This window comes from Gilvimarinus sp. 2_MG-2023 (genome assembly GCF_030547685.1).
Taxonomy (GTDB): Bacteria; Pseudomonadota; Gammaproteobacteria; order Pseudomonadales; family Cellvibrionaceae; genus Gilvimarinus.
The window spans coordinates 1-21,760 of sequence record NZ_JAUOQM010000009.1 but is presented as its reverse complement, the minus strand read 5'-3'; the positions used below and the strand labels follow the sequence as shown (position 1 = coordinate 21,760).

Below are 21,760 nucleotides of genomic sequence, written 5' to 3'. Positions count from 1 at the left end.
GCATCGCCGAGCGTGGCGAGTGACTTTTCTTTGTTTGGCCAAATCAAAGTAACCAAAAGAAAGGCCGCCCCGGCATCTCCGCCCTAACGGGTTCCCTCGCTACAGCCGATTTTAGAGGGCCGCATCGACACGCCGTCCATGGCGAGACGATGCTTGCGCAAATGCAGCCCAGGCTGCCCTCTCTTGCTGTGCAATTCACCTTGTCCCTATTTGCTTACCCCCTAGAATAGGCCTCCGCTTGGCTGGCTGCATGGGACCCAAAAGCGTCACTTCGTAGCTAGTTACGCGCCACCCTACCTGCACAGTTGCTCCAGTAAAGGTGCTACGCCCATTTTGTGACTTATAGTCCGTAGACTTATGGTCTACACAAAAAGATGATCTGACAATCTAAGGAGATACTATGTCAGATCATTTACTCGAAGCTTTTGGGCATAAAGTCAAAGCGTTACGGCTAGCGAAAAACCTTTCTCAGGAGAGTCTAGCCGCACTCGCGGGGCTCGATCGTACTTATATCAGTAGCGTCGAGCGCGGTAAGCGGAATGTCAGCCTAATTAATTTATTTAAACTTTCAGGCGCTTTAGAAGTAAAAACCACAGAGCTCGTCGACATTGGTGTCGCCAGTGATTAGTCCAGCCATGTATTCGAGCCCGCTCAGTAGCTTCTTAAGCGAATCTACTGAGTACATCGTTGGGAAATTGACCAGCGCGCACACCCAAACACTTCAGCATAGTGCTACCCGCGCATGGAGAGTGGAAGTTGACCTCTTAAAAGAACAATTAAGCTGCTTAAGCGCGAATGACATCCATATTTTTATTGAGATGTACATTCCCAGAGTAGGGCGTCGAGCTGATGTCGTTTTAACTGCTGGTGGTATTATATTTGTAATTGAGTTTAAGGTAGGCGCTAAGCAGTTCTACTCCGCTGATATACGTCAATGTCATGGCTATGCGCTCGACCTGAAGAACTTTCACAAAGGTAGCCATGACAAAACCATAATTCCACTGCTGCTTGCTACCAATGCAGAAGATTCTGATGACTCGTTAGAAATAGCTTCAGATAAGGTCGCCAAGGTTATTTGTATATCATCAAATCAACTATTAAGCAGTATCAACCATATACTCAACGTGGTCCCACGGTCTTCATTAGATATACAGCAATGGCTGAAATCCGGCTACCTTCCAACGCCCACTATTATTGAAGCAGCGCAAGCGCTCTACAGCTCTCATAACGTAGCCGATATTACCCGTAGCGAAGCAGACAAAACATGCATCGTCACAACCAGCAAAAAAATTGATGACATTATTGAATACAGCAAGGCACATCATAAGAAATCAATTTGCTTTGTAACTGGAGTTCCCGGCGCCGGAAAAACTCTTGTTGGCCTCAATATCGCCAGTAAAAATTCCAACTCAGATAAGTCTCTATACTCTGTATTTCTTAGCGGAAACGGACCTTTGGTTTCTGTACTACAAGAAGCACTTGCCCGAGATCAGGCAAATAATAAAGAAATTAAAATCGGTGATGCACGCCGTAAAACAGAACAAATGATTCAAAATATACATCGTTTCCGCGACTCTCACTTTGACGGCAGTACACCACCAGAGCAAGTGGCTATATTCGATGAGGCACAAAGAGCTTGGAATAAAACCAAAGCTAGCGATTTTATGCAAAATAAGCGTGGCATGGCAGATTTTTCTATGTCTGAGCCTGAGTTTTTAATAGAGGTCATGGATCGACATGAACAATGGTCGGTTATTGTTGCTTTAATTGGTGGAGGCCAAGAAATTTACACAGGAGAAATAGGTTTAATAGGCTGGATTGAAGCGCTGGAGAACCGATTTACGAATTGGGACATATATTATTCCAGTCAATTATTTAACGGAACTTATGTTTCCGACGACCTAAAAGAAGCCAGTTTTACTGAGGCCAAGTCGATATCCGAGCTTCACCTATCTACCTCGATGAGATCTTTTCGCGCCGAGCATTTATCTAACGCAATACATTATCTAGTAGACGGTGATCACGAAAAAGCTAAAACTGAAACTCTTCGATTAAAAGACGACTTTCCCATCCGAGTCACTCGATCGTTAAGGCAGGCCAAACAATGGATTGCGCAAAAGCAGAGGGGTAACGAATCATCTGGAGTGCTCGCCTCTTCTGGTGCTCTTAGATTAAAGCCCGAAGGAATATTTGCTAAGAACGAGACAGATCCTAAACACTGGTTTTTGAATGACTGTGATGACGTTAGATCATCAAACTTTCTAGAGGATGTCGCCACCGAGTTTCAAGTTCAGGGGCTAGAGCTAGACTGGTGTTTAGTCGCATGGGATGCCGATTATCGATATATTGATAAAAGCTTTGAGCATTGGAACTTTAAAGGCACAAAGTGGCAAAAATGCAAAAATATTGACAACCAGCGTTACCTTAAAAATGCATACCGTGTGCTCTTAACTAGAGCTAGACAAGGCATGATCATTTATATTCCGGAAGGAAGCGTAAACGACAGAACCAGAAACCCCGACTTCTACGACGGCACTTATCAATACCTACTGAAGTGCGGAATTAAAGATCTAGGTTCTTTGTAGTTGGTTTGGAGTTCAGCACGATAAAAGCATTCATTTTGTAGGAGAATAGATGCGTCAATTCAGTTATATTACGAAGTGCCACTTTTAGCTCCCCTACCACGACGCCCAGCACACCATAAGTCCATGCCTTAGTCGCCCCCTCTAACGTAGTTGCGGACGGTTCGGGCAAGCCTGCCTGTCGCGCTAAACCCGTGACCTACTGGTTGAATATGAAGTTAGCACCGGTGCGCTAACGGCTGCTCGATTTGGCCGCTAAGGGCACTGACAACAGCATCGCTGCCAGTATCCAAAACGATGTAGTAAGGCCTACCCATTCAGCGACAAAACCAATCAGTGCCGGGCCGATGAGGATGCCGGCGTAGCCGGCGGTGGTAACGGCGGAGATGGCGAGTGCGGGGGGCATGTCTTTTTGTTTGCCGGCGCGGCGGAACAGTACGGGAACAATGTTGGCGAGCCCCAGACCGATTAGCGTAAAGCCTGCGAGCGAAACGGTTGTTTGGTCGATGGCCAGTAAAACCACAAAGCCCGCAACCGAGAGTAACCCGCTGCTGACGAGTAAACGGTAGTCGCCAAAGCGGGTGGCGAGTCGGTCACCGTTAAGGCGACCCGCTACCATGGCAATCGCAAACAACATGTAACCCAAACCGCCGTGACTTGCCTGCACTTTTTCCGTTGCCACAATAAGCAGCGCGCTCCAGTCGAGAATGCCGCCCTCGGCTAGAAAGGCGATGGCGGTAAGCGCGGCAATAAGCCAAATTTTTCCGCGGGGCATGGCCAGTGTTGTATCGCCTGCGGGTGGACGGTCATGCAGTAATTTGGGGGCGGAAAAAGCCATTGTCCCAATCATGATCACGGTACCTGCCAGGCACGCGGTTAATAAATTTAATTGCAATGACAGCAGCAAGGTAATAAAGCCCGCACCGATAAACGCACCCAAGCTAAACATGGCGTGAAAACCAGACATAAGGGGTTGGTCTGATGCTTGCTCCACTTCAATGGCGTGCAGGTTGATAGCAACATCCAGTGAACCCATGGCGGCGCCGAATGCGAATAAAACAACACCGAGCAGTTCAATACTAGCGGCGTAGGGTAAGAGCGGTAAGATTAATGCGAGCGCAAAGCCACTGATCAGAATCACCGACCGGCTGCCAATACGCGTCGCAATAATACCGGTTAACACCATGGCAACCAGAGAGCCAAAACCAATACACAAAAGCAGTACACCCAGAATAGCTTCGCTAATGCCTAAATCACTTTTAATAAAAGGCACCATCGGCGCCCAGCAGGCAATACCAAACCCCGCCACTAAAAAACCGAGGCGGGTGGCTAAGCGAGTGGCGGGCGTGTTGGAGTTAGGCATCAAGAGAGTGTGGAGGTTTCATCATGAGGCGCCAGTGTAGCATGATGCTTTATCGCTCCCAGTAAGGTATTCCACTGTATAAGCCGGCAAAGTAATCAATAAACGCCCGCACTTTGGGTGCCAGTTGCCGCGAGCTGGGGTAGACGGCCCAGAGGGAGGTGTTGGACACCAGCGGGTAGTCTTTAAGAATGTGCACCAGCTCGCCGCTGCGCAATTGTTGATAGGCGCTCCAGGTGGAGTTGATGGTGATGCCAATGCCCTGCACGCAGGCGTCGCGCACGGCTTCGCCGTTGTCGGTGCGCAGTTTGGCCTTAATTTTGAGCGCGATTGCCCCCTCGGGGCCGGTAAAGCGCCAGGTGTCTAATCCGGTGAGCGTCAGGCATTGGTGCTGAGTCAGTTCGTGCGGTGTTTGCGGCACACCAAACTCTTCTAGGTAGGAAGGCGCGGCGCAGAGTATGCGGTTATCCGGTGCCAGCTTGCGGGCGATCAGGCTGGAGCTTTTAAGCTCGGCATTGCGAATGGCGATATCAAAACCGCCTTCAACCAAATCCACAATCGCGTCCGAGAAGCGGCAGTCGATGGTCAAGTTGGGGTAGGCCCGCATAAAGCCATGCATTTGCGGCATTAAATGCATGCGCCCGAAAGAGGCCGGGGCGGTGATACGCAAGGTGCCGCTGGGGGCGTGATTGCCCCGGCCTATGGCGGCCTCGGCGGCCTCGACGCTGGCGAGCACATCTTCGGCGTGGGGTAAGAATGCCTCGCCGTCTTCGGTGAGCGATACATGCCGGGTGGTGCGGTGTATCAGCCGCGTTGCCAAGCTCTTCTCTAGCTTGTTGATATAGGCACTGGCCACTGCCGGCGACAGGTTTTGCTCTTCGCCGGCCTGGCTGATGTTGTGTGTGCTCGCCACGCGAACGAATAAGCGCAAATGCTCTATGTTCATAACATTATCAACAAAATCTTAAAAGTGATTGTTTAAAATACGGCATTATCAACAAGATCAAGTGTAAATATACTGGCCCTTATCGATAAGCGCAAAGCTTTACGAGCCGAAGGAGCCATTTTGTGAATACATTTGCCCCTATTGCCGAGTCATTTCAGACGCTAAACGCCGCCTATACCCGCGTGTTTCGTCCCTCGCGCTTAACCTTAGGTTTAGTAGCGCCCTTGGAGCGCTACCCAGACAACCCGGTACCTGCGATGCAGGCGCACATTGAGCGTACTCGGCTGGCCGAGCAACTGGGCTTTGCCGCGCTTTGGCTGCGCGATGTGCCCTTTAATGTGCCCTCGTTTGGCGATGCCGGTCAGGTCTATGACCCCTTTGTGTACCTGGGTTATCTCGCGGCTCAAACCTCTGATATTGCTTTGGGGGTATCCAGCATTGTGCTGCCGCTGCGCCACCCCGCCCATGTGGCAAAAGCGGCGGCCAGTGTGGATCAGTTAAGCGGCGGGCGCTTGCTGTTGGGCGTGGCCTCGGGCGATCGGCCGCAAGAGTACCCAGCGATGAAGATCCCCTTTGCCGATCGCGCAGAGCGCTTTCGCGATGCCCTGCAATACATTCAGAGCGCCTGGCACAACCCGGCCGAGGTCAATAACCGCTACGGCCAACTGAGCCCGGAGCTGGAGTTATTGCCCAAGCCCACCGCGCGCGAAGTGCCTTTGCTGATTACCGGCTCCAGCCAGCAGGCGCCCGAGTGGATTGCGCAAAACGGCCACGGCTGGATGCTTTACCCGCGCGCTACCGACCAACAAAAAATCATTATTGATGCGTGGCGGTCGCGGGTAAAAGCGGCCGGCGGGCCTGCCAAGCCGGTTATGCAGCCGCTGTATATCGATTTGGCCGAAAACCCGGATGCAAAACCCGAGGCAATTCACTTGGGGCTACACGTGGGCAGCCGCCATTTGGTGGAGCGCCTGCACGCGCTGCAAGACATAGGCATTAATCATGTGGCGCTTAATTTGCGATTTAACCGCGCCCCTATTGAAGCGACACTGGAGGTTTTGGCCCGCGATGTACTGCCCGAATTTCCCAGCGTGCCATTGGCATAAGCGGCCCAACCCAGCCCGCAAACTTTGTCCGCACTCTTTATTTTTTTAATTAATTTTTAGGAGAACACTATGCAAGCAATGACCTTAAGCCAGTACGGCAGCAGTGAGCACTTTACCTTGAGCGAGATCGCCCAGCCCGAGGTTAAGCCCGGCCATATTTTGGTGAGCATCGCCGCCACCAGTGTTAACCCCGTGGACTACAAAATTCGCACCGCCGGGGAAGACTTACCTTTTGCCCCGGCTCTGCCCGCCGTGTTGGGAATGGACTTTGCCGGTACCGTTGACGCGGTCGGTGAAGGCGTGACGGATTTTGCCGTAGGGGATGAAGTTTACGGCTGCGCCGGTGGCCTGGCGGACTTACCCGGTACTCTGGCCGAGTACATGGTCGCCGATGCGCGCTTGATGGCGCACAAACCCAAAACCTTAAGCATGGCCGAGGCAGCCGCTTTGCCGTTGGTGAGCATTACCGCCTTTGAAGGCCTTACCCGCGCCGGTGTCAGCGCCGGGCAAAAAGTATTGGTACACGGTGGTTCCGGTGGTGTTGGGCATATTGCCACGCAGCTGGCCAAACAATTAGGCGCCGAGGTGTATGCCACCGGTGGCGGCGACAAGCAGCTGCAACTGATTGAATCGTTCGGCGCGACAGGCATCAACTACAAAACCCAAGCGGTGGATGAGTATGTCGAGCAGCACACCGCGGGCAAAGGCTTCGATGTGATTTACGACACCGTCGGCGATGCCAACCTGCTCAACTCGTTTCAGGCGATTGCGTTGAACGGCCAAATTGCAACGACCTCTACCATGTCGGAAATCGACCTAACCCTGGCTCATATTAAAGGCGCCAGCATGCACATTGTGTTTATGTTATTGCCGATGCTGCACAACGTCGGACGCGAGCGCCACGGTGAAATTTTAAAGCAGGTGGCGAGCATTGTGGATGCCGGCGAGCTGAAGCCGGTACTGACCGAGCAGCAATTTACTCTGGCCGAAACCGCCGCCGCGCACGATTACGCCGAGAGCGGGCAGGGCATGGGCAAAGTGGTTATTACCATTTTCTAGTGAACCTTAAACACGGAGAGCACCATGAGCAAAGCGATACTGATTACCGGCGCCACCGATGGCATTGGCCTGTTAACCGCACAAAAATTAGCGGCGCTTGGTCACTCGCTGCTGATTCACGGGCGCAGTGAAGCCAAGCTAAACGCCGCCGCAAAAACCTTGCGCGAGTGTGGTGCGGTATCCATTAGCACCTACCGGGCGGACTTTTCCGACTTGGCCGAGGTGGCGGCCATGGTGCAACAAATCAAAAGCCAGAGTGTCGCGCCGGATGTGATTATCAATAACGCCGGTGTTTACAACATTGCCCAACCGCTTAATGCCAGCGGGCAGGATGTTCGCTTTGTGGTGAACGCTCTCGCCCCCTACCTATTGACCACCAGCCTGTTATCGCTAATGCCGCCCGGTGGCCGGGTCATTAATTTATCATCCGCCGCTCAGGCACCGGTGGATTTACAGGCGCTGACAGGCAAAAAAATCTTGAACGACGACTTTGCAGCCTATGCGCAAAGCAAACTGGCGCTCACCATGTGGTCGCACCAGCTTGGCCTTGAACTGAAGAGCAAAGGGCCGGCGATAATCGCGGTTAATCCCGGCTCGTTACTCGCCAGTAAAATGGTGAAAGAAGGTTTTGGTGTTGCCGGTAACGATTTAAGTATTGGTGCCGACATTCTGTTAAAGGCTGCTTTGAGCCCGGAGTTTGATCAGGCCTCTGGGCTTTACTTTGACAATGATAAAGGAGCATTTGCCGATCCTCATCCGGATGCATTGAACGAAGTAAAAGGCGGCAAAGTTATGAGAGAACTCAACAGGCTGATAAACATTGAATAGCCGTGCGCGCAGTATTACTGCAACGCTGCCTTGTTGGGTAGAGGTGGCTAGTTGGGTGAGGGCATAAATAAGGCGGCCTACGGATAACGAAAGCAGTCAGTGCGGAGCACGGATAAGAAGAAGATGTTGGACACCAGCGGGTAGTCTTTAAGAATGTGCACCAGCTCGCCGCTGCGCAATTGTTGATAGGCGCTCCAGCTGGAGTTGATGGTGATGCCCTGCACGCAGGCGTCGCGCATGGCCTCGCCGTTGTCGGTGCGCAGCTTGCCATTAATTTTGAGCATCTTCTTAAGAGATGTTGATGGGTGCTGGGGCTCTATAAATTGACTCAAATGGTGCGCGGCGAAGGGCGTGCGCACCATTTAGGGTCTGCAGGCGATGCGTCTTTGTATCGAGTGTTGCGTATTAATTGGCTAAAAATCAAGCATTTAGGCGCATTTTTATATGTTGGTATAAGCATTGCTGTATATCCGCTAAGAAGTATCCGGGACGACCCGGAGCGGCTTGCCGTTTCTTTGTCTGGACGACCAGGCGACGTTTTGAATATTCCAACTTATTCAGGAGGTTGCCCCAATGCCAGACACCACCCCATCAAGCCATACGGCGTTTACTGCGCTGCCGAGTGTGGATATTGCCGGTCTGTTTAGTGCCGATAGCCAAGAGCGGCAGAAAGTCGCGAATGAACTGGGCGATGCCGCGCGCGATGTCGGATTTTTATATATCACCGGCCACGGTGTGGCGCCCGAAATACGCCAGCGTTTAATTGACCGGGCACAAGAGTATTTTGCTCGCCCACTCGATGAAAAAATGCGTTTCTATATCGGTCAGTCGGAAAATCACAGCGGCTACGTTCCCGAGGGTGAAGAAAAGCTCGGTAACGGCGCTCCCGATTTTAAAGAAGCCTATGACGTCAACTACGATTATCTCAGTGAGCAAGGGCGGCACCCTATGCTCGGACCTAATCAGTGGCCGGATGCTCCGGGCTTTAAAGAAGATGTGCAAGCTTATTACCGTGCGGCGCTCAAGGTGGCCGATACACTTTTTCGCGGTTTCGCGTTAGCGTTGGGCCTGGAGGAAGATGCGTTGTCGCGCAACGTGAATCATCCTCCCAGTCAGTTGCGTATGATTCACTACCCCTTTAACGCCGAGGCTCCATCGGACCGCCCCGGTATTGGCGCTCACACCGATTACGAGTGTTTTACCATTTTGCTGCCTACCGCTCCGGGCCTTGAAGTTATCAACGGCGCTGGCGAGTGGATTGATGTCCCTCTACAAGACGACGCGTTTGTCATTAATATTGGCGATATGCTGGAGGTGCTCAGCAATGGTCAATTTGTGGCAACCTCGCATCGGGTTCGCAAAGTCAAAGAGGAACGTTATTCATTTCCTTTGTTCTGTGCCTGCGATTACGAAACCGAAATCGCTCCTATCGCCTCATTGCCCAAAGGGCGACAAGATCGGGAGTACGAAACAATCAAATGCGGTGACCACCTATACGCACAAACCATTCATACCTTTGGGTATTTAAAAGAAAAGCTGGCACGCGGTGAGATTAGCCTGCCGGAAAACGCTCGCAATGTGGATAGCTTTGGCTATCACGGTTTATAGGGGGCGTTGTGCATTTACAAGAATTAATCGAACAGTCTCCCTATACTGCAGACAGCGGTGTGCCAGATTGGATGCTGGGCTTTTTTAAGCGGCGCAGCATCAGTTTTGCCAATGGCGACACTGATCTGAGTACCCATGTCTGTTGGTTGCAGAGTCGCAATTTCACCATCGATTTGCGCCTGCCCATCGAGGCGGAACAGGTCGCGGCCAAACCTTGGCAAGACTACAGCGCAGTGGAATTGCGCCGCCTAGGCAACTACGAAGGTTGGGTGGCAGACAGTGTGTGGAATGGCGAAACTCTGGCCTGGCAAAATGAAATGGCGCTGCAGTTACACGGCCGTTGGTTAGAGCCGGCTTATTTAAAGCGTATCGGCAATTGCATGATGGAATTTTGCCCCAGCAATGCTTATGTAGAAGACTGGCGTTTGCAGCCGAGTCAGCCCGGCCCCTTAATTGGTTTGCGGCTGACGGAGGAAAAAAATCTGAGCACCGGTGTGGTTACAACACGCGGCGGTGGGCTGATTGTTTGCGGGGATTACGCCGCTTTAGTGCTGGCCAGGCCAGGCGCGATTGACGCTGAGCACGCTAACGCTTTGCGTGAGAAAGCGGTTGCGGCAGTCGGTAACGGGGATGCTCTGGCCTCACTGTTTGAGTTTGAAACCTCAGTGGCGCAGGGCAGTTTAACTAAAGGCTATAAGGTAACTATGAGTACACAGCCCAACCGTGTGGGCGAGCCCTTGTTGCCTTTGGATGGCTTTACCATTACCGATAACGGCAAAACGCTCAAGCAATGTGTAACGCTGTGCGATGGCACTGACATTGAGCGCCTATATCGTATTGACACACTGGAGCCAATGCAAAGTTATTCCCAAATAACGACCACTACCGCACAGGCGAACCAATGGTTTGAACAAGAGCGAGAAACCCTGTGTCGCTATACCAAATCTTATTTCTAATACCGAGAGGTAAATCCATGATGAATATACTGTTAAGTCTTAAAGAGAGTGTCAAGCGCCTGGCGACGGCGCTGTGTGTCATTGTTTGTGTGCTAGGGGTAAGTGCTGCCCATGCGCAAGAGAAAAAGTCGTTTAAGGTTGCTTGGTCTATTTATTCGGGCTGGATGCCTTGGGCCTACGCAACGGATAAAGGCATTATTAAAAAGTGGGCCGATAAGTACGATATTGAAATCGAAGTGGTGCAAATGAATGACTACATCGAATCCATTAATCAGTTTACCGCTGGTGAATTCGACGCCTGCGCCATGACCAATATGGATGCTTTGACCATTCCGGCCGCGTTTGGTGTGGACACCACGGGCTTAATTTTAGGCGACTACTCCAACGGTAACGATGGTATTGTGCTTAAAAATGGCGACAGCATGGCCGATATTAAAGGTCGCAATGTCAATTTGGTGGAGCTGTCGGTGTCGCATTACTTTTTGGCGCGTGCACTGGACATGAATGGTATGTCTGAGCGGGACGTAACGGTTATTAATACCTCGGATGCCGATGCAGTCTCTTCTTACATGACCGACGATGTTACCGCTGTGGCGGTATGGAATCCGCAGTTAGGTATTATTTTAGATAGCGCTGAAGATGCGACAGAGGTTTTTACCTCCAAACAAATTCCCGGCGAAATTATTGATATGATGGCAGCTAAAACCGAGGTGTTGGAAGCAAACCCAGCCTTTGGTAAAGCGTTGGTTGGGGCGTGGTTTGAAACCTTGTCCTTAATGCAGGGCGATTCGGCCGAGGCTATTGCGGCGCGCACTTATATGGCAGAGCAGGCGGGTACAGACCTGGCCGGTTATGAAGCACAGCTGGCGGATACTATGTTGTTCTATACCCCTGAAGATGCTTATAAGTTTGCCAGCAGTAAAGAGATTATGAGCTTTATGGATATGGTGCGTGAGTTCTCTTTTGACAAGGGTTTACTTGGCGAAGGTAGCCCTAGCCCCGATGTTGTGGGTATGGAGTTCGCAGACGGCTCAGTGCTGGGTGATAAGAGTAATATTCAGCTGCGCTTTGATGCGAGCTACGTCAAAATGGCGGTCGATGGCGAGTTGTAAATACGTAAATACACGCGTTAATCGAAAAAAGCGCCAGGGGCTCGTCTGAGTCTTTGGCGCTTTTTGCATTTGGCGATTCGATTGAGAACTGCCGAGTGTGTGCCTTACTCGATATTTTGCACCTGCTCGCGCATTTGTTCGATCAACACTTTTAGTTCGACCGCGGCCTGGGTGGTCTCACTGACGACGGATTTACTGGAGAGGGTGTTGGCTTCGCGGTTGAGCTCTTGCATTAAAAAGTCGAGCCGGCGGCCCAGTGAGTTTTTTTGTTTTAAGGTGCGCCGCACTTCGGCAATGTGGGTATCGAGTCGGTCGAGCTCTTCATCAACGTCGGCCTTTTGCGCCATCAGCACGACTTCTTGCTCCAGGCGCTCGGGATCAAGCTCTACCTGCAAGGCGGCGATTTTGCCGTTGAGCTTGTTGCGCTGGGCTTGCAAAATTTCGGGCATGCGCTCGCGCAGCAGTGCTACCTGCTCGCCAATGCTCGTTAGGCGTTGCTCGATAAAATTAGCCAGCTCGTTGCCTTCGCGAGTGCGGTGCTCAATCAGTTGGTCCAGCGCGCGGCTAAACAAGGCTAAGGCCTGCTCGTGTAGTGTGTCTCGGTCCAGCTCTTGGGTGATTTGTACCCCGGGCCAGCGCAATACTTCGAGCAGATTAACGGCGGCGCAGTTGGGCACTTGGGCGTCAATGCGGGTGAAAGCGTCAGCCAGTTGCGCCAAGCGATCGCTGTTGAGGCCTATTTTGCCCTCGGCGGCTTGTTCGGGTTGAAAGTTGATGGTCACTTCCAATTTCCCGCGCTGCAGTTTGCTGCGTATGATTTCGCGCAGTTGTGGTTCTATTTCTCGAAAGTCGTCTCCCAGGCGCAGGTGTATTTCCAGATAGCGGTGGTTAACACTGCGCACCTCCCAGGTCAGGGTGTGGTCGGTTTGCTTACTTTCCAGCCGGGCGAAGCCGGTCATACTGCGTGGCATCGGGTGTCCTTTTTAATCAGGGGCTCGGGGTGGTAGAGATTACCCCCCGTTAGACGTTAACATGGTCTGATCTTATCACACCCCATTTTCGCAATACGACAGGAATTACTCTATGCAAAGACCGAGTGGAAGACAGCCCGAACAGCTGCGCCCAATTAAACTAACCCGTCAGTACACCAAACATGCCGAAGGCTCTGTGTTGGTTGAGTTTGGCGATACGAAAGTAATTTGTACTGCCAGTGTGGTGCCCGGTGTGCCGCCTTTCTTACGCGGTAAAGGGCAGGGGTGGCTGACGGCCGAATACGGCATGCTGCCGCGCTCGACTGGCAGTCGCATGGGGCGCGAAGCGGCCCGTGGCAAACAAGGTGGTCGCACGGTGGAAATTCAGCGCTTAATTGGTCGCTCATTGCGCGCAGCGGTCGATCTTAACCAGCTAGGGGAAAACACCCTGCACATTGACTGCGATGTGATTCAGGCCGATGGCGGTACTCGCACCGCGTCTATTACCGGCGCTTGGGTGGCGGTGGCCGATGCCATTGCCTATATAAAGAAAGAGGGCTTAAGCAAAGGCGAGCCATTATTGCGCGCTATTGCCTCAGTGTCTGTGGGGGTTTATCAAGGAGTGCCCGTGCTGGATTTGGACTACCCGGAAGACTCTAACGCCGATACCGATATGAACGTGGTGATGGCGGATGACGGCGGTATTATCGAAATTCAGGGCACCGCCGAGGCCGACCCCTTTACCGAGGAGCAATTTACTGCGATGTTTGCTCTGGCGAAAAAGGGCATTGCCGAGCTGAACAAGCTGCAGCAAGAGGCACTGACGTCTGACGTCTGACGTCGGTCGTCAGACAGGGCGCACTGCGCCCTTACAACTCCATATCGTAATCGACGATCACTGGCAGGTGGGTGGAGAAGGTGTTGGTTTTGTAGATCGCGCCGTACTCTACTTTCTGGCCAATGCTGTTGGAGGCTATTTGAAAGTCGGTGCGCCAGCCCGGGCCACTGCCAATTTTACCTTCTGGCCACCAGGTGTACTCATCTGGGTCGCGTATAGCGCGGCGGAAAGCGTCTACGTAACCAATTTGATTGTAGATTTGGCTCAGCCATTGGCGCTCGTGGGGTAAAAAGCCCGAGTCGTGCTGCATGGCGTCGGAGTCGGTGACATCGCGCGGGGTGTGGGCCATCTGCCAGTTGCCGCAAAAGATGTACTCGCGCCGTTTGCGAGTAATTTTATCCATATGCGCTTGCAGGTCGTCGAAAAATTTAATTTTCACTTCTTGCGACTCCACCTCGGAGCTGGCGCTAGGTGCCAGCAGTGTGCCGACGCTCATGTGTTCGTAGTCGATCTGCAGGTAGCGACCTTCCATATCCACACCCGAAGAAAAGCCCAGCCCAAAAATCAATGCCTTGGGTTGTTTGCGGGTGTAGATGGCCACGCCGTTATAGTGCGCTGTGCCCGAATCAAAAAAATAGGCGAAATAACCTTCGGGGTGAAATACAGGGTCATCTAGCTCGTATTCGAGCGCACGCAAATCCTGCAGACAAATAATGTCAGCATCTTGATTATCCAGCCAGTCGTATAGGCCTCGTTGCGCCGCCTGAAAAATGCCATCGACGCTAAGACTGATCACTCTCATGTTAGCCCCTTAGTTACGGACTGTGTATGATACCCGAGCCGAAAGCTATTGTGTTATGAGTTATCGGACGTAGTAAGGTTTGAGGGGATTTTTTACCTTTTTTTATGTTCTTTGGTCGAAAAATCATCACCTCATGGTGCTCTGCGTATTGTAAGCACCTCGTTTATAATAGCTGCTTTTCGCGAAAAGGGTATAGGAATACAGCACATGAAAGATTACCAACACGAATTTATCAACCTTGCGATTGAAAAGCAGGCACTGTTGTTTGGTGAATTTACCCTGAAATCTGGCCGGGTAAGCCCCTATTTTTTCAACGCGGGGCGCTTTTTTCAAACCGGTCAAGGTTTGGCGTCTTTGGGCCGGTTTTATGCCCAAGCAATTATTGATGCCGGTGTCGAGTTTGATTTGGTGTTTGGCCCGGCCTATAAAGGTATTCCTTTGGCCAGCGCCACAGCGGTGGCTTTGGCAGAGCATCACGACCTGGATAAGCCCTATTGTTTTAACCGCAAAGAGGCGAAAGCTCACGGCGAAGGCGGCACCTTGGTGGGCGCTCCTTTGCAGGGACGGGCATTGATTGTGGATGATGTGATTACTGCAGGTACGGCAGTGCGCGAGGTGATGGATATCTTTGCTGCGCAAAATGCGACGCCTGCCGCGGTGGTGATCGGGCTTGATCGCGAGGAGCGAGGACAAGGCGAATTGAGCGCAATTCAGGAAGTGGAACGCGATTACCAGATTCCGGTAGTAAATATCGTCAGCTTAGGCGATATTATCAACTATCTTGAAAGCGAAGGCGATCAGACTAAGCTGGCAGCCGTGCGCGAGTACCGGGCACAATACGGCGTATAGGAGTGGGTATGGTGAACAAACAATTGATGGTGGCAATACTTCTTTGTCTATTGGGCAGTGCCGTTTCGGCTCAGCCGCTCGATGATGATGCGCCTAGCAACATCTTGTTTCGTTACACCGACGAGCGCGGCAGCCTAGTTGTCGAGCAGAGTATCCCCCCTGCGGCGGCGGCCGGTGGCTATGAGATTATTACCGAAAGTGGGCGGGTCTTGAAAAAGGTGCCCAAGGCGCTCAGTGGTGAAGACGCGGTTAAATACGCGGAGCGCTTGCGCCGCGAAGCACACTTAGCCGAATGGGATGCCAAGCTTAAGCGCCGTTACAGCAGTATTAAAGATATTGAGTCGGCGAAAAAGCGATCTTTGAGTGAGTTAACCGGCAATTTGGCTATTCTGCGTTCCAACCTTACCGGTGTGGTGGCCCAGCTTGAGACCCAGCAGCGCCAAGCGGGTGTTCATGAGCGCAATGGCCGTAAAATACCCGCGACGACTTTAGAGAATATCGCCAATTTGGAAAATGAACAGGTTGAGGTGCGTAAGCAGATTGCCGCCCGCGAAGCCGAGCTTGCTGAGCGAGCGGCGGCGTTCGATAAAGACATTGAGCGCTTTCGGGTTATTTTAGGGCAGTCCAACGCCGAGCCTACGCCTTAATATCCTAAGCTATCCCCTGGGCGATAGGTTACTGGTCTATCGCATCTTCACGCAGTAAAACCGCCGCCACGACCTGCCACTGATCTTGCCAGTGTTCGGTTGGGGCGCGTTTAAATTCGCTGCGCACAAATTGAGTGATGCGGCCATCTACCAGCGCAATTAATAAATTAGCAGCGGCCGAAAGCGGCAAGTTGGGGCGCAGCCCCTCGCGCAGTTCGGCTTCGCGAATGACTTGTTTTAATTGCGTTTCAATGCGTTCAAATAACTGAGCAACCCGAACCCGCAAGCGGTCGGTTTCACCGGTTAAGGCATCGCCGGTTAGCAGGCGGGTAATGCCTGGGTTGCGCTCGGTAAACGTTAACAGCAAATAGAGAATATTTTCACAGCGCGGCAGTGCGTTGGTCTCTTCACTTAAAATCAAATTAATACGACTGAATATCGTCTCTTCAATAAATTCAATTAAGCCTTCAAACATCTTGGATTTACTGGGGAAGTGGCGATAGAGCGCCGCCTCCGACACGCCCACCTCTTTGGCCAGTGCTGCGGTAGTAATACGTGCGCCGGGGCTGGCCTCTAACATACGGGCGAGCGCCTCAAGAATCTGTTGGCGACGGGAAACCTTTTGGTTCGATTTACTCATAGCACTGACTCAATTTTTTCTTGTGAATAAAACGGTGCGCTTAATGGTTAAAGGCCCGCTTTGTTGGTGATTAAGGTGCCGACACCGGCATGGGTAAAAATTTCCAGCAGCACGGCATGAGAGACGCGGCCGTCGATAATATGGGCGGAGGTGACGCCACATTTTACCGCGTCTAGCGCGCAACCAATTTTAGGCAGCATGCCGCCATAAATAGTGCCATCGGCAATCAGTTCATCAACCTCGGCCGTGGAAAGCCCGGTTAAAATCTTGCCCTGCTTGTCCATCAGCCCTTCGACATTGGTCAGCAACATCAATTTTTCCGCCTGTAGGACTTCGGCAATTTTACCGGCTACTAAATCGGCATTGATGTTGTAACTGGCACCATCTTCACCTACGCCGATGGGGGCAATAACCGGAATAAAATTGCTGTTTAACAGCATGTCGATGACCGATTTATTAATGGAGGATACCTCACCCACATGGCCGATATCGATAATTTCGGAGGCCGAGATTTCCGGCGAATGAGCGCTCACTTCTAATTTCTTAGCGCGAATTAACTGGCCGTCTTTACCGGTGATGCCGATCGCCTCACCGCCATTGCGATTAATTAAGTTAACAATTTGTTTGTTAACCGTAGCGCCCAACACCATTTCCACCACATCCATGGTTTTGCTGTCGGTCACTCGCATGCCGTTGACAAATTGCGAGTCGATATTCAAGCGCTTTAATAAATCGCCAATTTGCGGGCCGCCGCCATGCACCACAATAGGGTTCATGCCCACCAGCTTCATCATAACAATATCGCGGGCAAAACTGTTTTGCAGGTCTTCGTCCACCATGGCGTTGCCGCCAAATTTCACGACGATGGTTTTGCCGGTAAAGCGTTGAATGTAAGGCAGGGCTTCCGCCAGTACGTGGGCGATGTTCATCGCCTCATCACGGTTGAGTGACATAGTTAAAAGTCCAGATTTAAATTCTTGTTAATCTTACGCAGTTCGCGCTTGAATAGTTGCTTGAGTTTTTCGATGGTGGCTTCGTTCTCGGCTTCAAAGCGCAAGGTTAGCTCCGCCGCGGTATTGGATGCGCGCACCAGCCCCCAGCCCTTGGCAAAGTCGACGCGCAAGCCATCGATGGTTGTGGCTTTGCCGGTTTGGAAGTCGCCCTGTTCTATCAGTTTTTCGATAAAGGCAAATTTTTCGCTGTCGGCAATGGCAACGCGATACTCCGGTGTGCTGGGTAGCATGGGGAAGGCGGCAAAGGCTTCATCGACCGATTGGTCGCGCAGCGTAATAATTTCCATCAGTCGCGCCGCGGCGTAGAGACCGTCGTCAAAACCGTACCAGCGCTCTTTAAAGAAAATATGACCGGAATATTCACCGCCGAGCAGTGCACCGGTTTCTACCATTTTACTCTTCATGTGGGAGTGACCGGTCTTCCACATAATGGGGCGGCCGCCGTAGCTGGATATCAATTGGTTAAGTTGCTTGGAGCACTTCACATCAAATAGAACGTCGGCGCCCGGGTTGCGTGACAAAACGTCTTTGGCAAAGAGCATCAGCAGTTGGTCCGGCCAGATGATGGAGCCGGCCGGGGTAACCACGACCACTCGGTCACCGTCACCGTCGAAAGCGACACCTAAGTCGGCGCCAACTTCTTGAACCTTGGCAATGAGGTCTTGCAGGTTTTCCGGTTTGCTCGGGTCGGGCATATGGTTAGGGAAGGTGCCGTCTGGTTCGCAGTGCAGTGGCACCACATCGCAGCCCAGCTCTTCAAACAGCTGCGGCGCAATGCGCCCGGCCACGGCGTTACCGGCGTCAATGACCACACTCAGCTGGCCGGCCAGTGCGACATCCGAGAAAATACGCTCAATATAATCGGCGCTAATGTCTTCCCGAACTTGGCGGCCTTTGCCTTCCAGGAATCGCTCCTGAGTGATACGCGAGCGCAAATCTTTAATGCCACTGTCGGATAAGTTTTCGCCGCTGATCACAATTTTAAAGCCGTTGTCTTCCGGACCATTGTGGCTGGCGGTTACCATCACGCCGCTGCTGGTTTGTTCTATTTCAGCGGTGGCAAAGTGCATTAGGGGGGTGGGGACTTCGCCGATGTAAATAACATCGCAGCCGGTGTCGAGAATGCCGTTGATTAGATGCTCGCACAGCTCGGGGCTGTGAGTGCGGTCGTCGCGGGCGACAATAATGGCGGATTCACCCTGATCCTGTACTTCACTGCCCAGGGCCAAGCCAATGCGCTGAGCAACGTCTGGGGTAATACCGGATGCGTCGACTTTGCCGCGTATGTCGTAGGCGCGGAAGATTTCATCGGGTAGGTTATCCGTTTTGGTCGCAGCTTTGGTCGCAGCTGGTGCTTTTTTACGCGGTGCGGCGCTGTCCAGGCCGAGAATATCGGCGTCCTCTTCGACCACGGAAATATCGAGAATATCTTGAGTTTGATAAAGCGTACTCGGCTGTGGAGTATCAGCAATGTCGTCGTCGCTGGACTCTTCCGCTGCCTGGGTGTCTTTGTATTGTTGCGGCAGTACCAGGCCCTCCCCAGTTGGGCCCTGCTTGGGGCGTATTAAGATCCGCGCCAGAATGAGCGATAGGGCCAAACCTGCGGTAGTGCATAAGCTGATAACCAATAACCACAGACCTGGTAATTCATTGGCGTTGTCAATTAACAGCGGCGACGGGGTAAAGTGAATGCTCAGGTAAGTACCAGACACTTTGGCGGTGATGCTGGGGCCCGCATTGCCAGTGCCGGTAGTTGCCACTGTGAGGGCGCGGGGGCTGGAAAATGTTTGTTGCAGTCTAAACTCCCCCATTGCGATGTTTGTGTCAGCAATTTTGGCTTCCAGTGCCTGCCCATCGTAGCTGGCTAACAAACTGCCTGCGGCGGTTTTTTCGCCCTCGGGGGGAATGGGGGCGGCCAGTTGTAATTGCCAGCTGTTATCGTGCGGGGCCGCTTCGGCCAGAGTCTCTTGGCGGCGGGTACTGCGGCGAATCAGATCCAGTTCGGCATAGCCGATCGGCGCGGCGTGATCGGTGACAAGTGCCTCGTGTCCCTTCGGGATCGCTCTGACCGCCACTAATGCGTCAGACCCCTGAGTAATGCCGACTAACGCTTGTTGGGCGACGTCGGTATCGCCTGTTTTAATTGAGCTAACAACCGCGGGGTGGTTGGCCCATTTTTGCAGCTCAGCATGCCATTGCTCAATGGTGCGTTGCAGGCGGTTCGCTGCACCTGTCGCGTATTCTTGTGAATTTTGCTCGATGCGGGCTCGTTGCTTTTGTTCCACCATGACGTCGTACAGCCACAAGGCGAGCATAGCGTTGAGCACTAGGGATAGGCCTACCATGATTGCCAATGCTTTATGGCGCCGGGCGTGGAATCGCTTTGTGGCCTCCTGCGCGCGTTTTTCACCGCGGGTTAACTTCGCCTTACCTTGTTCGGCGGTTGCAGGGTCGTTTGTTGTTTGCTCATCGCCCGGCTTGTTGCTCATGGTGTTGTGTCCTTAGCCTGTTTGTTCTTTTGAGCCAGCAAATTAATTAAGTCGCGTGCCAACTGAGTTTTACTGCGCTGGTCGAGTTGAGTTTCTGAGTCGCCATCAATTAGGGTGACGGCGTTCTGATCGCTGTTAAAACCAATCGACTGATCACTGACATCATTGGCAATAATACAATGCACTCCTTTGCGCAGTCGCTTGGCCCGGGCGTATTTCAATAGGTTTTCGGTCTCCGCGGCGAAAGCGGCGGTAAAAATATTGGGAAAACGCTGCGCCACGGTGGCGATAATGTCCGGGTTGGGAGTCAGTGTCAGAGTGAGAGCGCCATCACCCTGTTTTTTCAATTTTTCGTGGCTCACCTGCATAGGCCGGTAATCGCACACGGCGGCGGCACCGATAAAAATATCGGCGTTGGCAGCTGCGGTCAAGCTGGCGTCGAGCATTTGCTCGGCACTCTGCACCATGACCATGTTAACGCGTTCGGGGGTTGGCTGCTGGCAGGGGCCAGAAATTAAAGTAACTTGCGCCCCGGCTTCAATAGCGGCGTTGGCGAGGGCGTAGCCCATTTTGCCAGAGCTGTAGTTGCTCAGGTAGCGCACCGGGTCGAGTGGCTCGCGTGTGGGGCCGGCGGTAATTACAACATGTTGCCCAGTGAGTCGTTGGGTTTTAAAACTTGCTGCCAGGTGCTCGACCAATTCCAGGGGTTCGAGCATTCGGCCGGGGCCGATTTCACCACAGGCTTGACTGCCCGAGCCCGGGCCGTAAATTCCGCCTAGAGTCGATTGCAGTTGGGTGAGGTTGTACTGGGTCGTGGGGTTGTCCCACATGGCTTGGTTCATGGCCGGTGCCAGCATGACCGGTGCACGGGTTGCCAAACACAAGGTGGTAAGCAAATCATTGCCCATACCACCGGCCAAGCGAGCCATAAAGTCGGCCGAGGCGGGGGCTACCAATATCCGGTCTGCCCAGCGGGCCAGTTCAATATGGCCCATGGCCGCTTCTGCGGCAGGGTCGAGCAGCGAGGTGTGAACCGGGTTGCCAGACAGCGCCTGTAACGTGAGGGGGGTAATAAACTCCTGCGCGGCTTGGGTCATCACCACGACCACTTCGGCGCCCTGCTCGCGCAGGCCGCGAATCAATTCGGCGGATTTATAGGCCGCAATACCGCCGGTAACACCCAGCAATATACGTTTATTTTGCAGTGTGGACATGCCCATCCTTTCGCAGACTCGTGCCGCGAGTGGGGCCGAGTCGGTGTGTTCACTTGTGATATCGCGCGTGTGAGTACTTGCTAGCGCCAACGGTAAAGATACCACTCAATGACGTGGATGGCATCTATTAGAACCTTGAATTTTCGCCAGTGGCGTCGACAATGTAAAGAGATGCATTAAAAGAGCCGCAGGGATGTTGGGGTGGCGCAGTTAGCATAAAAAGGAGTTTGTAATGTCGATTAACCAATGGCCTGCGGGTGAGCGCCCACGAGAGAAACTATTGCAGCGCGGGGCCGGGGCTCTATCCGATGCCGAGTTACTGGCGATATTTTTGCGCACAGGCTGTGCGGGTAAGTCGGCGGTGGATTTAGCGCGAGAGTTGTTGGGCCAGTTTGGCGGCTTGCGCCCACTGCTTGAGGCGCCGCGCGAAGCTTTCTGTGCTGGGCTGGGGTTGGGGGATGCGAAATACACTCAGTTAGCCGCTGTACTGGAGATGGCGCGGCGCCATCTGGGCGAGTCGCTTAGCGCTGGGGATGTGCTCACTAACCCCGATACAGTGCGGCGCTTTTTGGTGGCGCAGTTGCGCCACTGTCAGCGCGAGGTGTTTGCCCTGTTGTTATTGGATAATCAGCACCGGCTTATACATTATGAGCCTCTATTCGAGGGTACGCTCGACAGTGCCAGTGTGTATCCGCGCGAGGTGGTCAAGCTGGTTTTGCAATATAATGCCGCCGCCGTCA

At 52.7% G+C, this 21,760-nt stretch carries 21 protein-coding genes; 12 read left to right on the top strand and 9 right to left on the bottom strand.

Annotated features, from left to right (window positions below; translation table 11 throughout):
* Positions 1-400 precede the first annotated feature (400 nt).
* Both Q4526_RS02020 and Q4526_RS02015 read left to right on the top strand, forming a co-directional pair.
* A complete protein-coding gene (locus Q4526_RS02020) occupies positions 401-628 on the top strand; it encodes a helix-turn-helix domain-containing protein (protein ID WP_215975069.1) in 228 nt (75 codons plus the stop codon).
* Complete coding sequence (locus Q4526_RS02015) at positions 621-2,585, top strand: DUF2075 domain-containing protein (protein WP_215975068.1); 1,965 nt, start codon at positions 621-623, stop codon at positions 2,583-2,585. Before Q4526_RS02020 ends, Q4526_RS02015 begins: the two co-directional genes overlap by 8 nt.
* Before the next feature lie 229 nt (positions 2,586-2,814).
* Here the strand turns inward: Q4526_RS02015 and Q4526_RS02010 are convergent, their stop codons facing one another.
* Entirely contained in the window at positions 2,815-3,945 is a 1,131-nt protein-coding gene (locus tag Q4526_RS02010) for an MFS transporter (RefSeq protein ID WP_215975067.1), read from the bottom strand.
* Positions 3,946-3,994: 49 nt separating this feature from the next.
* Entirely contained in the window at positions 3,995-4,888 is an 894-nt protein-coding gene (locus tag Q4526_RS02005) for a LysR family transcriptional regulator (protein WP_215975066.1), read from the bottom strand.
* 122 nt (positions 4,889-5,010) lie between these two features.
* On the opposite strand from Q4526_RS02005, the gene Q4526_RS02000 reads away from it, so the two are divergent.
* From Q4526_RS02000 to Q4526_RS01990, 3 genes are all read left to right on the top strand, one after another.
* Positions 5,011-5,994 (top strand): LLM class oxidoreductase, encoded by a 984-nt coding sequence (locus tag Q4526_RS02000; protein WP_215975065.1) that lies wholly within the window; start codon positions 5,011-5,013, stop codon positions 5,992-5,994.
* 69 nt (positions 5,995-6,063) lie between these two features.
* Entirely contained in the window at positions 6,064-7,053 is a 990-nt protein-coding gene (locus Q4526_RS01995) for a zinc-dependent alcohol dehydrogenase family protein (RefSeq protein WP_215975064.1), read from the top strand.
* Between the two features lie 24 nt (positions 7,054-7,077).
* Positions 7,078-7,881 (top strand): SDR family NAD(P)-dependent oxidoreductase, encoded by an 804-nt coding sequence (locus Q4526_RS01990; protein WP_215975063.1) that lies wholly within the window; start codon positions 7,078-7,080, stop codon positions 7,879-7,881.
* Between the two features lie 77 nt (positions 7,882-7,958).
* On the opposite strand, the gene Q4526_RS01985 is transcribed toward Q4526_RS01990, so the two are convergent.
* On the bottom strand, positions 7,959-8,243 hold the full coding sequence (locus tag Q4526_RS01985; RefSeq protein WP_215975062.1) for a hypothetical protein: 285 nt from the start codon (positions 8,241-8,243) through the stop codon (positions 7,959-7,961).
* Positions 8,244-8,454: 211 nt separating this feature from the next.
* On the opposite strand from Q4526_RS01985, the gene Q4526_RS01980 reads away from it, so the two are divergent.
* From Q4526_RS01980 to Q4526_RS01970, 3 genes are read left to right on the top strand one after another with little or no spacing between them, the layout of a single operon-like run.
* Positions 8,455-9,489, top strand: a complete 1,035-nt coding sequence (locus Q4526_RS01980) for an isopenicillin N synthase family oxygenase (protein ID WP_215975061.1) — start codon at positions 8,455-8,457, stop codon at positions 9,487-9,489.
* Positions 9,490-9,497: 8 nt separating this feature from the next.
* Positions 9,498-10,445, top strand: coding sequence for a hypothetical protein (locus tag Q4526_RS01975; protein ID WP_215975060.1), 948 nt, complete (start codon positions 9,498-9,500; stop codon positions 10,443-10,445).
* 17 nt (positions 10,446-10,462) lie between these two features.
* On the top strand, positions 10,463-11,557 hold the full coding sequence (locus Q4526_RS01970; protein WP_215975059.1) for a putative urea ABC transporter substrate-binding protein: 1,095 nt from the start codon (positions 10,463-10,465) through the stop codon (positions 11,555-11,557).
* Positions 11,558-11,661: 104 nt separating this feature from the next.
* On the opposite strand, the gene Q4526_RS01965 is transcribed toward Q4526_RS01970, so the two are convergent.
* Positions 11,662-12,528 carry a YicC/YloC family endoribonuclease gene (locus tag Q4526_RS01965; protein ID WP_215975058.1) on the bottom strand — a complete coding sequence of 289 codons (867 nt, stop codon included), beginning with the start codon at positions 12,526-12,528 and terminating at the stop codon, positions 11,662-11,664.
* Positions 12,529-12,640: 112 nt separating this feature from the next.
* On the opposite strand from Q4526_RS01965, the gene rph reads away from it, so the two are divergent.
* Positions 12,641-13,366 (top strand): ribonuclease PH, encoded by a 726-nt coding sequence (gene rph / locus Q4526_RS01960; protein WP_215975057.1) that lies wholly within the window; start codon positions 12,641-12,643, stop codon positions 13,364-13,366.
* A 31-nt stretch (positions 13,367-13,397) separates the two neighbouring features.
* Here rph and Q4526_RS01955 read toward each other — a convergent pair whose 3' ends face one another.
* The gene (locus Q4526_RS01955; protein ID WP_215975056.1) at positions 13,398-14,168 is read right to left on the bottom strand and encodes an exodeoxyribonuclease III; all 771 of its coding nucleotides are present in this window, start codon (positions 14,166-14,168) and stop codon (positions 13,398-13,400) included.
* A 207-nt stretch (positions 14,169-14,375) separates the two neighbouring features.
* Between Q4526_RS01955 and pyrE the strand changes: the two genes are divergently transcribed.
* Positions 14,376-15,017, top strand: coding sequence for an orotate phosphoribosyltransferase (pyrE, locus tag Q4526_RS01950; protein ID WP_215975055.1), 642 nt, complete (start codon positions 14,376-14,378; stop codon positions 15,015-15,017).
* An 8-nt stretch (positions 15,018-15,025) separates the two neighbouring features.
* Positions 15,026-15,664 carry a hypothetical protein gene (locus Q4526_RS01945; protein WP_215975054.1) on the top strand — a complete coding sequence of 213 codons (639 nt, stop codon included), beginning with the start codon at positions 15,026-15,028 and terminating at the stop codon, positions 15,662-15,664.
* A gap of 28 nt (positions 15,665-15,692) precedes the next feature.
* On the opposite strand, the gene slmA is transcribed toward Q4526_RS01945, so the two are convergent.
* The 4 genes from slmA to coaBC are packed head-to-tail and all read right to left on the bottom strand — an operon-like array spanning position 15,693 to position 21,020.
* A complete protein-coding gene (gene slmA / locus Q4526_RS01940; protein WP_215975053.1) occupies positions 15,693-16,304 on the bottom strand; it encodes a nucleoid occlusion factor SlmA in 612 nt (203 codons plus the stop codon).
* Between the two features lie 47 nt (positions 16,305-16,351).
* The gene (argB, locus tag Q4526_RS01935) at positions 16,352-17,257 is read right to left on the bottom strand and encodes an acetylglutamate kinase (RefSeq protein ID WP_215975052.1); all 906 of its coding nucleotides are present in this window, start codon (positions 17,255-17,257) and stop codon (positions 16,352-16,354) included.
* 2 nt (positions 17,258-17,259) lie between these two features.
* Positions 17,260-19,806 carry a phosphomannomutase/phosphoglucomutase gene (locus Q4526_RS01930; protein ID WP_215975051.1) on the bottom strand — a complete coding sequence of 849 codons (2,547 nt, stop codon included), beginning with the start codon at positions 19,804-19,806 and terminating at the stop codon, positions 17,260-17,262.
* The gene (gene coaBC, locus Q4526_RS01925; protein WP_215975050.1) at positions 19,803-21,020 is read right to left on the bottom strand and encodes a bifunctional phosphopantothenoylcysteine decarboxylase/phosphopantothenate--cysteine ligase CoaBC; all 1,218 of its coding nucleotides are present in this window, start codon (positions 21,018-21,020) and stop codon (positions 19,803-19,805) included. The genes Q4526_RS01930 and coaBC overlap by 4 nt, the downstream gene beginning before the upstream one ends.
* A 232-nt stretch (positions 21,021-21,252) precedes the next feature.
* On the opposite strand from coaBC, the gene radC reads away from it, so the two are divergent.
* Positions 21,253-21,760: DNA repair protein RadC (radC, locus tag Q4526_RS01920; protein WP_215975049.1), on the top strand; the 508-nt coding region annotated here is incomplete at its 3' end.